Origin of the sequence: Polaromonas sp. (genome assembly GCF_013817205.1) — a bacterium.
In the GTDB taxonomy this organism is placed as follows: Bacteria; Pseudomonadota; Gammaproteobacteria; order Burkholderiales; family Burkholderiaceae_C; genus Polaromonas.
In genome coordinates, this window is sequence record NZ_JACDDD010000012.1 from 20,985 (window position 1) to 33,978 (window position 12,994).

Here is a 12,994-nt window from a genome sequence, read left to right on the forward strand (position 1 = left end):
TCTGAAACTGTATTGCCCCGTTTGTCAGCACACCGATTGTCCAAGGCTCGCCCATGTTGATGAAAACCGCCGCCCAGTCGCTGACCGAGCAGCTCAGCGCTCGTTTTGCCGAACGCATACGCGGCCGCCTGCTGGCGCCGGGGGCGCGCCTGCCCTCGGTGCGCCAGTGTGCGCAGCAGCAGGGGGTGAGCGTCTCCACCGTGGTGGCCGCGTATGACCAATTGCTGGCCCAAGGGCTGGTCGAGGCGCGCAAGAACCGGGGCTTTTTTGTGCGGGATGTGACCGCTGCATTTCCCGCCCGGTCCGCCAGCCGACCGGCGGCCGCCCCGACCGGCACCCCGGACTCACCGGTCTGGAGCACCTCGGCCTGGATGGCAACCCGGCAGGCGCCGGTCGATGCTTCGGCGCTGATCCGTGGCATGTTCCATCGCGTCAGCAACAAGCCGCAGCCTGGCATGGGCGTGTTCCCGCCCGAGTGGCTGGACACCAGCTTCCTGCCGGCTGCCGTGCGCAAGGTCACGAGCGGCAGCGCGCTGCGCGATTTTTCGCTGAGTTACGGCGAACCCATGGGCGACAGCGGCCTGCGCCGCGCGTTGTCGCAAAAACTCGGCGTGCTCAATGTGCATGCAGCGCCTGAGCAGATCATTACCAGCGTGGGCGCCACCCACGCGCTAGATATCGTCAGCCGCACCCTGCTGCGCGCCGGCGACTGCGTGATGGTCGAGGAGCCGGGCTGGGCGGTCGAGTTTGCGCGGCTCGATGCTATGGGCATGCGCATCCTGCCGGTGCCGCGGCGTGCCGACGGCCCGGACCTGGAAGTGATGGCGCGTTACTGCGAGGCCCACGCGCCCAAGTTGTTTGTCAGCGTCAGCGTGCTCCACAACCCGACTGGTTATTGCCTGACACCCGGCAGCGCACATCGCCTGTTGCAGCTGGCCAATACACACAACTTCCATATCGTTGAAGACGATACCTATAGCCACCTGGCGCCGGAGCATGCGACGCGGCTGTGCGCGCTGGACGGCCTGCAGCGCACCATTTACGTCAGCGGCTTCGCCAAGATCCTGGCGCCGGGCTGGCGTGTCGGCTTCATGGCGGCGCCGCCAGATCTGGTGCAGCGCCTGCTGGACACCAAGCTTCTGGGCACCTTGACCACACCGGCGCTGCTTGAAAAGGCGCTGGCCTGGTGCATCGACCAGGGTCAGTTGCGCCGCCATGCCGAACGCATACGCACGCAGCTCGCTGCGGCGCGCGCCCGCAGCGTCAAGCTGGCGCTGGCCCACGGCTGCAGCTTCGCGGCCGAGCCGGCCGGCCTGTTCGGCTGGGTCGATACCGGTGTGGACACCGACGCGCTGGCCCAGCGCATGCTCGACGAGGCTTACCTGATCGCGCCGGGTGCGCTGTTCCACGCGGTGCGCACACCGACCACGCTGATGCGCATCAACTTCGCGACCACCCAGGAAGCGGCGTTCTGGAAGGTGTTTGCGCGGCTGCGTAACGCGATGTTGTGATGGCCCCCAATTTCAAGCTTTTTAGGCCTCCAGCCCCCGTTCGATGGGCGCGAGTAGCTATCAAAACAATAGCGAACAACGCCCCCGGAGATGCCGCATGAGCGAAGACGCCACGCCTGCCGCGCGCCGCGCCCGCCGCGGCAGCGGCGCCGTCACACTGCATGAGGTCGCGCGCCTGGCCGGCGTGGCGCCCATCACCGCCTCCCGTGCGCTCAACACGCCGTCGCAAGTCTCGGCCGAGCTGGTGCGGCGCGTCACCGAGGCGGTGGCCAGCACCGGTTATGTGCCCAACCGCGTCGCCGGCGGCCTGGCCTCGGCGCGCAGCCGCTTGGTGGCGGCGATGGTGCCGACGATTTCGGGGCCGGTGTTTCTCGGCACCGTCCGGGCGCTCAACGAGGCGCTGGTCGCCCAGGGCTACCAGCTGATGTTGGGTCAGAGCGGATATGCCGATTCGCGCGAAGACGCGTTGCTGGAAGCCATCATCAGCCGCCGGCCTGATGGCATCGTGCTGACAGGCATCACGCATTCGCCCCTGGGGCGCCGACGCCTGCTGGCCTCGGGCATCCCGGTGGTGGAAACCTGGGACCTGACGTCGACACCCATCGACATGCTGGTCGGTTTTTCGCACAGCGATGTGGGCCGCGCGGTGGTCAACTTCCTCTGGGCCAACGGCCGGCGCCGCCTCGCCATGATTGGTGGCGACGACGAGCGGTCGATGCGGCGCCAGCAGGCTTTTCACACCGCAGCGCAGGCGGCCGGCCTACCGGCCGTGCCCGTGATCACCGTGCCGGCGCCAACCACACTCAAGAGTGGGCGCTGTGCTCTGTCGGAGTTGTTGCTAACTTCACCCGACGTTGATGCGGTGTTCTGCAGCTCTGATCTGCTGGCCTTGGGTGTGATGACCGAAGCCCGGGTGCGCGGCGTGGCGGTGCCCGGCCAGCTGGCGGTGGTAGGTTTCGGCGACCTCGAATTCGCTGCGGACCTGGATCCGGCGTTGACCACGGTACGCATCGACAGCATGGCGATTGGCCGTCAGGCCGCGCAGTTCATCGTGGACCGCGCTGAGGGGCGGGAGGTCACCTCGCGCGTGGTGGACGTGGGCTTTTCCATCGTGCAGCGCGACAGCACCTGAGTTGGCGCTGGCCAAATCAGGTGCTTCTCTGAAATTGACCAAATGCAAAGGTAGCGCTACCATTGCATTTTTTTCCTTTTCCCCTTTTCTTCTGTGCGCGTTTTCCGCCACGCAAGCCAAAATTTCCCCATGTCTGGACATTCCACCCCCCGCATCACCGATCTGCGAGTGATTCCCGTCGCCGGCCGAGACGGCATGCTGCTGAATCTCAGCGGCGCACACGGCCCTTTTTTCACCCGCAACATCCTGATCTTGAGCGACAGCGCCGGCCGCACCGGCGTGGGTGAGGTTCCCGGCGGCGAAAAGATCCGCCAGACCCTGGAGGACGCGCGTGCGCTGGTGGTCGGTCAGGCCATCGGCTCGCACCAGCAGGTGCTGCAGGGTGTGCAGCGCCAGTTTGCCGACCGCGATGCCGGCGGGCGCGGGCTGCAGACTTTTGACCTGCGCACCACCATCCATGCGGTGACAGCCATCGAGTCGGCGCTGCTCGACCTGCTGGGCCAGCACCTGGAGGTGCCGGTGGCGGCCTTGCTCGGTGAAGGTCAGCAGCGCGAGGCGGTGGAGATGCTGGGCTATCTGTTTTTTGTCGGCGACAAGTCGAAAACAAACTTGCCTTACGCCAGTGAGCCGGATGCGCCCGACGCCTGGTCGCGCGTGCGCCACGAGGAAGCCGTGACACCGGAAGCCATCGTGCGCCAGGCCGAGGCGGCGCATGCACGTTATGGTTTCAACGACTTCAAGCTCAAAGGCGGTGTGTTACGTGGCGAGGAAGAGGTCGAGGCGATTCGCGCCCTGCACGAGCGTTTTCCGAAAGCGCGCGTCACGCTGGACCCGAACGGTGGCTGGCTGCTGAAAGACGCGATCCGCCTGATGCAGGGCATGCGCGGCGTGGTGGCGTATGCCGAAGACCCCTGCGGGGCCGAAGACGGATTTTCAGGCCGCGAGGTCATGGCCGAGTTCCGCCGCGCCACTGGCCTGGCAACGGCGACCAACATGATTGCCACCGACTGGCGGCAACTCTGCCACGCGCTGTCGCTGCAATCGGTGGATATCCCGCTGGCCGACCCGCACTTCTGGACCATGGCCGGCTCCGTTCGTGTGGCGCAGACCTGCCGCGACTGGGGCCTGACCTGGGGCTCGCACTCCAACAACCATTTCGACATCTCGCTGGCGATGTTCACCCAGGTCGGCGCCGCCGCACCCGGCCGCGTCACCGCCATCGACACCCACTGGATCTGGCAGGACGGGCAGCGCCTGACCAAAGAGCCGTTGAAGATCGAAGGCGGTTTGGTGCAGGTGCCGAAGACGCCTGGCTTGGGTGTCGAGCTTGACATGGTGGAGGTCGAGAAAGCGCATCAGCTTTACAAGCAGCACGGCCTCGGTTCGCGCGATGACGCGGTGGCGATGCAGAGCCTGATTCCGGGCTGGAAGTTTGACCCCAAGCGGCCGGCGATGGATCGCTGATCGACGGCGCACCACGTCATCCCCGGGCTGCCTCGGGATCCAGGTCGAAAAACCGGGCACCATTCGGGCTGAGCCCAGCCAGTCGGTTTTTTACACTGGTCAAACGTGCGCTCGATTTACGAACAGGAATTGGCCTCCAGCCCCCGTCCAGCAAGGGCCACCAGCTACAAAAATAGTAGCGCTAGATCCGGCCCTCTTCCACCGCATGGCAGGCGATCTTCACGCCCTGGATGCTCAGCAATTGCGGACGTTCGGCGCGGCAGCGGTCGTTGACGTGTGGGCAGCGCGGGTGGAAGGTGCAACCGGTCGGCGGATTCAACGGGTTGGGCACTTCGCCCTGCACCGGCGTGCGGTCGCGCCCGATGTCGTGCATCTTCGGGATCGCGTCCAGCAGCATGCGTGTGTAGGGATGGCGCGGCGCGGCAAACAGCGTTTGCTTGTCTGCCAGCTCGACCAGGCGGCCCAGGTACATCACGCCGACCTGGTCGCTGACGTGGCGCACCACCGCGAGGTTGTGCGAGATAAACAGATAGGTCAGGCCGCGTTCGCGCTGCAGGTCCTTCATGATGTTGAGGACCTGCGCCTGCACACTGACGTCAAGCGCAGAGGTCGGCTCATCGCAAACCAGAAACTCCGGCTGGGTCGCCAGCGCGCGGGCAATCGAGATGCGCTGGCGCTGGCCGCCGGAAAACTGGTGCGGGTACTTCACCATGTCCAGTGGTGACAGGCCAACCGATTTGAGCAACTCCCCGACCTTGTTCTTGAGCTCGGCCCCATCGGTGATCAGCCCGTGCTCGCGCAGCGGCTCGCCGACGACGTCCTCGACAATCCAGCGCGGGTTCAGGCTGGCGTAGGGATCCTGGAAGATCATCTGGATGCGGCTGCGCAACTTGCGGCCCTGCGGCGTCTTGAAAGCCGCATGCGCATCCTGGCCGTCGAAGGTGAGACCGCCACGGGTCGGGTTGTACAGCCCCACCAGCAGCTTGGCCACCGTGCTCTTGCCGCAGCCGGACTCGCCGACCAGTGCCAGGGTTTTGCCTTTTTCGATCTCGAAACTCACACCGTCGACGGCATTGAGCATCTGCCGCGGTTTGCCTTCCAGCACCCGGTTGAGCCAGGGCGGCGACACATCAAAAGTCTTGGCCAGGTCATGTGCCTGAACCAGAGGTCCAGCGCTGCTCATGCGGATACTCCCACGGGAACGTCGTGCAGCCAGCAAGCAGCGCGGGTGGCGCCTGCGGTCAGCAGGTCGGGTCTTTCCTGTCGGCAGCGCTCAAACACCTGGGGGCAGCGCGGATTGTAGGCACAGCCGGGCGGAATCGCATTGAGACGCGGCATGGCGCCGTCGATCTGGTTGAGCCGCTCACGGTCCAGCGTGATGTCCGGAATCGCTGCCATCAGACCGGCCGTGTAGGGATGGGATGGATGGTTGATGACCTCATGCACCGGGCCAATCTCGGCAACCCGTCCGGCATACAGTACAGCCACGCGGTCGCAGGTTTCGGCGATCACGCCCATGTCATGGGTGATCAGCATCACGGCAGCGCCGCGCTTCTTGCAGATGGTCTTGAGCAACATGATGATCTGCGCCTGAATCGACACGTCCAGCGCGGTGGTCGGCTCATCGGCGACGATCAACTTGGGCTCGGCGGCCAGCGCCAGGGCAATCACCACCCGCTGGCGCATGCCGCCGGAGAACTGGTGCGGAAAATGGTCGATGCGCTGTTCGGCCGCCGGAATGCCGGTGTCCTGCAGCAGCGAAATCGCGCGCTGCCGCGCCTCTGCCTGGCTCACCGGCAGGTGCGCCAGGATGGTTTCAATCAGCTGGCGACCCACGGAGTACAGTGGGTTCAGCGAGGTCAGCGGGTCTTGGAAGATGGCGCCAATCTTGCGGCCGCGAATGTGGCGCATCTGCTCATAAGGCAGGTTGTCGATGCGCTGGCCTTCAAGCAGGACCTGCCCACCGCCTATGCGGCCGGGCGGCTCCAGCAGGCCGATGATGGCCGCACCGGTCAGCGACTTGCCGGCGCCGGATTCACCAACCACGCCGAGGATTTCACCGGGCGCAATGTCAAAGGAAATGTCGTCCAGCGCGCGCAGCGTGCCGCGCCGGCCGGGAAATTCGACGATCAGGTTTTGGACTTGTAAAAGGCTCATTCACTACTCACTAAATTCAAGCGGCCACAGTGGAACCGGCTTTGCCGGGCCACAGGTGGCGCCCCCTGGAGGGGCTGAGGACCGCGGCTCCACAAGCCTGCCTGTGCAGGCTTGGACGGCTCCGAAGAGCCACCGGCTCTGGCGGGGGTTCGAGGCGGCCGAAGGCCGCTTCGGGGGTGTCACCGTAACCTCGGATTAAGTGCATCACGCAGCCAGTCGCCCAGCAAATTGACGCTCAGCGAAATCGTGACCAGCATGACGCCGGGGAATACCGTGATCCACCACTCGCCGGAGAACAGGTAGTCGTTGCCGATGCGGATCAGCGTACCCAGCGACGGTGAAGTCGGCGGCGCGCCCACGCCCAGAAAGGAAAGTGTTGCTTCGGTAATGATGGCCGTGGCCACCTGGATGGTCGCCAGTACCAGCACCGGCCCCATCACATTCGGGAGCACATGGCGGCGCATGATGCGCAGCGGCGCCACGCCTGTGACGCGCGCCGCCTGCACATACTCCTTGCTGCGCTCCACCAGCGTCGAGCCGCGCACGGTACGTGCGTACTGGACCCAGCCGGTCAAGGTGATGGAGATGATCAGCACGCCCAGCGCCAGCGAATCCTGCGCATTGGGAAACAGCGCGCGACCGACACCGGCAATCAGCAGCGCCACCAGAATGGCGGGGAATGACAACATCACGTCGCATAGCCGCATCAGGGCCGAGTCGATCCAGCCGCCGTAAAACCCGGCCAGCAGGCCCAGCCCCACGCCGAACAGCACCGACAACACCACGGACGCAAAACCAACGGCCAGCGATATGCGGGCACCGTACATCAACGCGGAAAGAATATCGCGGCCCTGGTCATCCGTACCCAGCAGGTATTTGGAAGAACCCCCTTCCGACCAGGCCGGGGGCAAACGCGCGTCACTGAGTTCCAGTGTCGCCAGGTCAAACGGGTTGTGCGGGGCAACAAAACCCGCAAACACCGAACAAAAAATACAGATCAGGGCGACTGCGGCCGCAGCCATCGCCACCGGGGAGGTGCGAAAGCTGTAGCCGACGTCGCTGTCCCAGAATCGGAAAAGCGCGCTTGTCATCGAGGGATTACTTGTTCAGTTTGACGAATTTCCAGGGCATGCCGTTGTCAGGCCATTGCACCAGCTCGATGTTCTTTTTGGCCGCCCAGTTGATGGCCTGCTGGTGCAGCGGCAAATGGCCGACCTCGTCCTGGTGGATCTTCAGCGCCTCGCGGATCAGCTCCGTGCGTTTCTTGTCGTCAGTCTCTGAAGCGACCAGGTTGGTCAGCTCGTCAACACGTGCGTTGCTGTAGGCCCCGAGGTTGAACTGGCCGCGGCCACCTTCACCCGGTGTCGACATGATGGGATAAAGCACGTTGTGCGCGTCCACCGTGCTCGGCGTCCAGCCCAGCATGTAGAAGCTGGTGTCGCGGCGCAGGACCTTCGGAAAATACGTGCCCTTGGTTTCAGCCTCAAGGTTGATCTTGACACCAATACGCGAGAGGTTGGCGGCAACCGCCTGGCAAATCTCGCCGTCGTTCACATAGCGGTCATTCGGGCAGTTCATCTTGAGCTCGAAACCCGCACCATAGCCGGCGTCGGCCATCAGCTTCTTGGCGGCTTCAAGGTCAAACGGCAGGCGTTTGGCCAGCTCGGGCGCATAACCCCGGATTTCGGGCGCCAGCAGCGTGGCCACAGGCGTGGATGCGCCGCGCATCACACGGTTCTTGATCGCCTCGATGTCGATAGCCTGGTAGAAAGCCTGGCGAACACGTTTGTCCTTGAAGGGATTTTTGCCCTTGACGCTGGAGAACAGCAGTTCATCACGTTTCTGGTCCATGCCCAGAAAAATAATCCGCAGCTCCGGGCCCTGGAATACCTGCAGGTTGGGCGTCGCCTTGATGCGCGGCACGTCCTGCACCGGCACCGGCTCCATCACGTCGATCTCGCCGGACAGCAGCGCGGCGACGCGGGTGCTGTCGTTGCCAATCACGTTGAAAATGACTTCCTCGACATTGCCGTCAATCTTTCCCCAGTAGTTGCCGTTGCGCGCGAAGGTGGTACGCACATTGGGCTGGCGCTCACGCACCCGGAACGGTCCCGTGCCGTTGGCGCGGAAAGAGGCCGCGTTTTCAATGCCCTTGCGGCGGTCCACCGGCTTGGTCGCCTGGTTGGCCTCGGACCACTTCTTGCTCATCATGTGCCACTGCGTAAACAACTCAGGCAGGATGGGAAAGGGGTTGTTCAAGACGAAATCAAGGGTGTGGTCGTCGATTTTTCTGATTTCCTTGATCTGGCCGACATAACTTTTCATGTCCGAGCCATCACCTTTGGCACGCTCGTAGCTGAAGATCACATCGTCGGCGGTGAAGGGGGTTCCGTCATGGAACTGCACGCCCTTGCGCAGATTGAAGCGCCAGACCGTCGGCGAGGTCTGCTTCCAGTCGGTGGCCAGCGAAGGCGCCAGTTTGTAGTTGCGGTCGCGCGTGACCAGCGGCTCATAGATGTTGCCCACCACCGTCAGCTGCAGCGATTCATTGAGCGAATGCGGATCCAGCGACAGGGCATCCCCCTGGTTGCCGACCCGCAGCGTCACTGCAGATGCTACAAAACTGGTAGCTGCCAGCGCAGAACCGATAAGGGCCAGGCTCGTTTTTCTCTTGAAACTCATGGGATTCTCCTGTTGGTGGAAATGTCTTGGGACTACACGGTTAAAGGCATGGACTGCTCCACCAAGCCAGCATGCAATGCGGCGCCCAGCGGCAGGATGTCATCATTGAAGTCGTAGCGGGAGTTGTGCAGGAAGCAGCTGCCGACGCCATTTTCGGCACCCTGCCCGATGCGCAGGTAGGCACCTGGCTTGACCTGCAGCATGAAGGAAAAATCCTCCGCGCCCATGCTGGGCGCCATGTCGCGCACGACATGGTCGGCACCGACCAGTCCCTCGGCCACATCGGCGGCAAACATGGCCTCATCGTAAGAGTTGATGGTGGCCGGGTAAATACGTTCGTAGTGCACTGCCGCCGAGGCGCCGAAACCCAGCGCCACGGCACCGCACAGTTCGCTGAGGCGGCGCTCCACCATGTCCTGCACGTCGGGGCTGAAGGTGCGCACCGTGCCCACCAGTGAGGCTTTGCCAGGCACCACGCTGAAGGCGCCCATGTCGCCGGCGTGCATGGCACAAATGCTGACCACCGCGCTGTCTATCGGATTGGCGTTGCGCGACACGATGCTCTGGATCGCCGTGATGATGTGCGCCGACACCACGACCGGGTCCACCGTCATGTAGGCATGCGCCCCATGGCCGCCGCGCCCGGTGATGTCGATGGTGACACGGTCTGCCGCAGCCATCATCGGGCCGGGCCGGATACCAATGGTGCCCGGCCGCATGGACGGCCAGTTGTGCATGCCGTACACCGCCTGCACCGGAAAGCGGTCAAACAGGCCGTCCTCGATCATGATGCGTGCGCCGGCAAAACCCTCTTCACCGGGCTGGAAAATCAGCACTGCCGTGCCGTCGAAATTGCGTGTGGCTGCCAGATAACGCGCGGCACCGACAAGCATGGTGGTGTGGCCGTCGTGGCCGCAGCCGTGCATCAGACCGACCTTGGAGGACTTCCAGGCGAACTCGTTGTGTTCGGTCATTGGCAGCGCATCCATGTCGGCACGCAGGCCGATCATGCGGCCGCTCTTGCTTTGCCGGCCTCGGATGACGGCCACCAGGCCGGTCTTGCCGATGCCCGTGTGGATCTCGTCGACACCACAGCGCTCCAGCGCCTCCCGCACGCGCGTGCCTGTATAAACCTCTTCAAAACCAAGCTCGGGATGGGCATGCAGGTCGCGGCGAAAGGCCGTCAGTTCCGGATGGAATTGGGCAATCTGGGCGAACACGCGGCCGTTGGCCCTGAGCGTCGGCGCGGGGCGCGGAGCCAGCATCAGTGCCCCCCGGCGTTGCTCGCGCGCAGGCGGGGATCAACGGCAAAATAAAGCAGGTCCACCACCAGATTGATGACCACGAAGATCAGCGCAATCAGGCACAGGTAGGCGGCCATCACCGGAATATCGGCAAAGGTCACGGCCTGGATGAACAGCAGGCCCATGCCCGGCCACTGGAACACGGTCTCGGTGATGATGGCGAAAGCGATCAGGCCACCGAGCTGCAGGCCGGTGATGGTCATCACCGGAACCAGCGTGTTCTTCAGCGCGTGACCGAAATGAATGGCGCGATTGGACAAGCCACGGGCACGCGCGAACTTGATGTAGTCGGTGCGCAGCACCTCCAGCATCTCGGCGCGAACCAGCCGCATGATCAGGGTGAGCTGAAAAATAGCCAGCGTCACGGCCGGCAGCACGATGTGGTGCCAGCCTTTGGCGCTGAGCAAGCCGGTCGTCCACCCGCCTATGTGCGTCACCTCACCACGGCCAAAGCTGGGGAACCAGCCCAGGCCCACCGCAAAAACCAGAATCAACAAAATACCGATCAGAAAAGTCGGCAGCGACACGCCCAACAACGACACCGTCATCAGCACCTGGCTGAAAAACGTGCCGCGCCGCAAGGCTGCGTAGACCCCCATGGGCACGCCGATCACCAGTGCCAGCAGGGCCGCCACCAGCGCCAGTTCAAGCGTCGCGGGAAAGCGCTCGGCAATCAAGCGCGACACCTTCGCGCCCTGGCGCAGGCTCAGGCCAAACTCACCCTGCACGGCATTGAACAGAAAATGGCCAAACTGCACGAAAAAGGGCTTGTCCAAGCCCAAGTCGGCGCGGAGCTGGCGAATCTGGTCGGGCTGCGCATCCTGACCCAGCAAGAACACCACCGGATCGCCCACGTACTGGAACAGCATGAAAGCCAGGAAGGCGACTGTGATCATCACGATCACTGCCTGGAACAGGCGACGGAGAATGAATGCGAGCATCGAATGGGATTTTTAGTCGAGAGCCGATGCTAGCAGAGCAAACTGCCTGCCGACATCGGGTTTACTTTAGGTTTAAAGAAAATTATCACCGGCAAAAAAAGAGCCCCGGGGGGGCTCTTGGGACCTTGCTCAGCCGCCGCGATCAGTTGACCTTGATCAGGCGCCAGTCCAGACGGTTGTCGGCGCGGTGTGTCACCTCAATGTTTTTCTTCATCGCCCAAGGGATGATCTGATTGTGCAGTGGCAGGTGCGACACGGTGTCATTGCTCAGTTGCAGGCCCTCGGTCAGGAAGCGGTTGCGCACCGGCAGATCGGTCTCGGTCTTGACGCGGTCCACCACGATGTCCATGCGCGGGTTGCTGTAACGGCCGACGTTGTAGTTGCCGTCGCCGCCCGTGCCCACGCTGCGTGTCAGAGACTGCAGGCTGTACAGCGCGTCAAAGGTCGGCACGCCCCAGCCCAGCATGTAGATGCTGGCTTCGTAGCGCTGGATCATCGGGAAGTAGGTCACCAGCGGCATCGTACGCAGCTTGGCCTTGACGCCGATACGCGACCACATGGCGGTTACCGCCTGGCAGATTTCCTCGTCATTGATGTAGCGGTTGTTCGGGCAGGCAAAATCCACCTCGAAACCCTGCGGATAACCGGCGTCAGCCAGCAGCTTTTTGGATGCTTCCGGATCAAACGGGAACCGCTTGTGCACCGCCTCGGTCCAGCCATTGACCTGCGGCGCCACCAGAGTCCCGGTCGCCTGGCCCAGGCCGCGCAGGGTCACGCGGACAATGCTGTTGATGTCGATGGCCTGGTACAGCGCCATGCGCACCCGCTGGTCTTTCAGCGGGTTCTTGCCCTTGACATTGGAGCCAGGTAGTTCATCCCTGAACTGGTCCATTCCAAAGAAGATGGTCCGATTTTCGATGCCGTCGATGACCTTGAGGTTGGCATTGCTGCGCAGACGCGCCAAGTCCTGCGGGCTCGGGTCCAGCACAAAGTCGACTTCTCCGGACAGAAGCGCAGCCACGCGCGTAGCTTCGGACTTGATCGGGGTGTAAATGATCTCGGTCACGTTCGTCGGGACGGTGCCCCAGTAGTTCGGGTTCTTCACCATCACCAGCTTCTGGTCAGGCTGCCACTCCTTGACCATGTAGGGGCCAGTGCCCATGGCGTTGCGGTGCGCGAAGGTTTCGTCCTTGGCGCGAATGTCTTTCGGCTCAACAGACTTGTTTTTCTCGGCCCAGGCCTTGCTCATGATGCGCAACTCGGTGAGTTGGTTGAGCAACACAGGATTGGAGCCCTTCATGATGAAGTCGACGGTGTTGTCGTTGACCTTCACCACGCGGTCGATGCCCTGGGTGTAGACGGCGTAGTTCGAGGTCTTGGCCATGGCCCGGGTGATGGAATACACCACGTCGTCGGCCGTTAACGGCGTGCCGTCGCTGAATTTCACGCCCGAGCGCAGGGTGAAGCGCATTTGCGTTGGCGAGATTTCGCGCCAGGCCGTCGCCAGTTGCCCTTCGGGCTTGAAGGTCTGGCTGTTGTAGTAGACCAGTGCGTCGTAAATCGCGGCGTGCACGCCGTTACCCAGGGCATTGTTCTGGGAATGGATGTCCAGTGTAGGGATATCGCTGGCGCTGGACCATTTGAACGGCTTGGCGTGCAGCACCGGGGCAGTCGCCATCACCGCTAGGGTGGCAGAGACCCAAGCAAGCTGTTTGAATTTCATGAAAACTCCTCATCGATTGAAAGACCACTACTATGCAATAAGCGGGCCGGGTCGTTTGCAGGGGTTTTCCTTCACAAACG

Annotated in this window: 10 protein-coding genes; 3 read left to right on the plus strand and 7 right to left on the minus strand. The window is 63.2% G+C overall.

Translation table 11 applies throughout. From position 1 onward, the window contains the following. The first annotated feature begins 53 nt into the window (after window positions 1-53). The 3 genes from H0W47_RS04660 (at window position 54) to gudD (ending at window position 4,107) form a co-directional block, all read left to right on the plus strand. Complete coding sequence (locus tag H0W47_RS04660; protein ID WP_296921343.1) at window positions 54-1,511, plus strand: PLP-dependent aminotransferase family protein; 1,458 nt, start codon at window positions 54-56, stop codon at window positions 1,509-1,511. A gap of 97 nt (window positions 1,512-1,608) precedes the next feature. After that, entirely contained in the window at window positions 1,609-2,643 is a 1,035-nt protein-coding gene (locus H0W47_RS04665; protein WP_296921344.1) for a LacI family DNA-binding transcriptional regulator, read from the plus strand. 129 nt (window positions 2,644-2,772) lie between these two features. Continuing rightward, window positions 2,773-4,107, plus strand: a complete 1,335-nt coding sequence (gene gudD, locus H0W47_RS04670; protein WP_296921346.1) for a glucarate dehydratase — start codon at window positions 2,773-2,775, stop codon at window positions 4,105-4,107. A gap of 181 nt (window positions 4,108-4,288) precedes the next feature. Here gudD and H0W47_RS04675 read toward each other — a convergent pair whose 3' ends face one another. The 7 genes from H0W47_RS04675 to H0W47_RS04705 form a co-directional block, all read right to left on the minus strand. After that, on the minus strand, window positions 4,289-5,290 hold the full coding sequence (locus H0W47_RS04675; RefSeq protein WP_296921348.1) for an ABC transporter ATP-binding protein: 1,002 nt from the start codon (window positions 5,288-5,290) through the stop codon (window positions 4,289-4,291). Next, on the minus strand, window positions 5,287-6,264 hold the full coding sequence (locus tag H0W47_RS04680) for an ABC transporter ATP-binding protein (protein ID WP_296921350.1): 978 nt from the start codon (window positions 6,262-6,264) through the stop codon (window positions 5,287-5,289). The genes H0W47_RS04675 and H0W47_RS04680 overlap by 4 nt, the downstream gene beginning before the upstream one ends. Window positions 6,265-6,443: 179 nt before the next feature. Beyond that, window positions 6,444-7,355 carry an ABC transporter permease gene (locus tag H0W47_RS04685; RefSeq protein WP_296921352.1) on the minus strand — a complete coding sequence of 304 codons (912 nt, stop codon included), beginning with the start codon at window positions 7,353-7,355 and terminating at the stop codon, window positions 6,444-6,446. A 7-nt stretch (window positions 7,356-7,362) separates the two neighbouring features. Beyond that, window positions 7,363-8,946 carry an ABC transporter substrate-binding protein gene (locus H0W47_RS04690; protein WP_296921355.1) on the minus strand — a complete coding sequence of 528 codons (1,584 nt, stop codon included), beginning with the start codon at window positions 8,944-8,946 and terminating at the stop codon, window positions 7,363-7,365. Between the two features lie 32 nt (window positions 8,947-8,978). Continuing rightward, window positions 8,979-10,211: a M20 aminoacylase family protein gene (locus tag H0W47_RS04695; RefSeq protein ID WP_296921357.1), complete on the minus strand. Its 1,233-nt coding sequence runs from the start codon at window positions 10,209-10,211 to the stop codon at window positions 8,979-8,981. Continuing rightward, the gene (locus H0W47_RS04700; RefSeq protein WP_296921359.1) at window positions 10,211-11,191 is read right to left on the minus strand and encodes an ABC transporter permease; all 981 of its coding nucleotides are present in this window, start codon (window positions 11,189-11,191) and stop codon (window positions 10,211-10,213) included. The genes H0W47_RS04695 and H0W47_RS04700 overlap by 1 nt, the downstream gene beginning before the upstream one ends. A 142-nt stretch (window positions 11,192-11,333) precedes the next feature. Then, window positions 11,334-12,869, minus strand: coding sequence for an ABC transporter substrate-binding protein (locus H0W47_RS04705; RefSeq protein WP_296921399.1), 1,536 nt, complete (start codon window positions 12,867-12,869; stop codon window positions 11,334-11,336). Between the last annotated feature and the right edge of the window lie 125 nt (window positions 12,870-12,994).

Bases quoted from the DNA above. Each gene is read 5' to 3' on its own strand.
- H0W47_RS04695 (WP_296921357.1), bottom strand. From the start codon at position 10,211: ATGCTGGCTCCGCGCCCCGCGCCGACGCTCAGGGCCAACGGCCGCGTG.
- H0W47_RS04685 (WP_296921352.1), bottom strand. From the start codon at position 7,355: ATGACAAGCGCGCTTTTCCGATTCTGGGACAGCGACGTCGGCTACAGC.
- H0W47_RS04690 (WP_296921355.1), bottom strand. From the start codon at position 8,946: ATGAGTTTCAAGAGAAAAACGAGCCTGGCCCTTATCGGTTCTGCGCTG.
- H0W47_RS04665 (WP_296921344.1), top strand. From the start codon at position 1,609: ATGAGCGAAGACGCCACGCCTGCCGCGCGCCGCGCCCGCCGCGGCAGC.
- H0W47_RS04700 (WP_296921359.1), bottom strand. From the start codon at position 11,191: ATGCTCGCATTCATTCTCCGTCGCCTGTTCCAGGCAGTGATCGTGATG.
- gudD (WP_296921346.1), top strand. From the start codon at position 2,773: ATGTCTGGACATTCCACCCCCCGCATCACCGATCTGCGAGTGATTCCC.
- H0W47_RS04660 (WP_296921343.1), top strand. From the start codon at position 54: ATGTTGATGAAAACCGCCGCCCAGTCGCTGACCGAGCAGCTCAGCGCT.
- H0W47_RS04675 (WP_296921348.1), bottom strand. From the start codon at position 5,290: ATGAGCAGCGCTGGACCTCTGGTTCAGGCACATGACCTGGCCAAGACT.
- H0W47_RS04680 (WP_296921350.1), bottom strand. From the start codon at position 6,264: ATGAGCCTTTTACAAGTCCAAAACCTGATCGTCGAATTTCCCGGCCGG.
- H0W47_RS04705 (WP_296921399.1), bottom strand. From the start codon at position 12,869: ATGGCGACTGCCCCGGTGCTGCACGCCAAGCCGTTCAAATGGTCCAGC.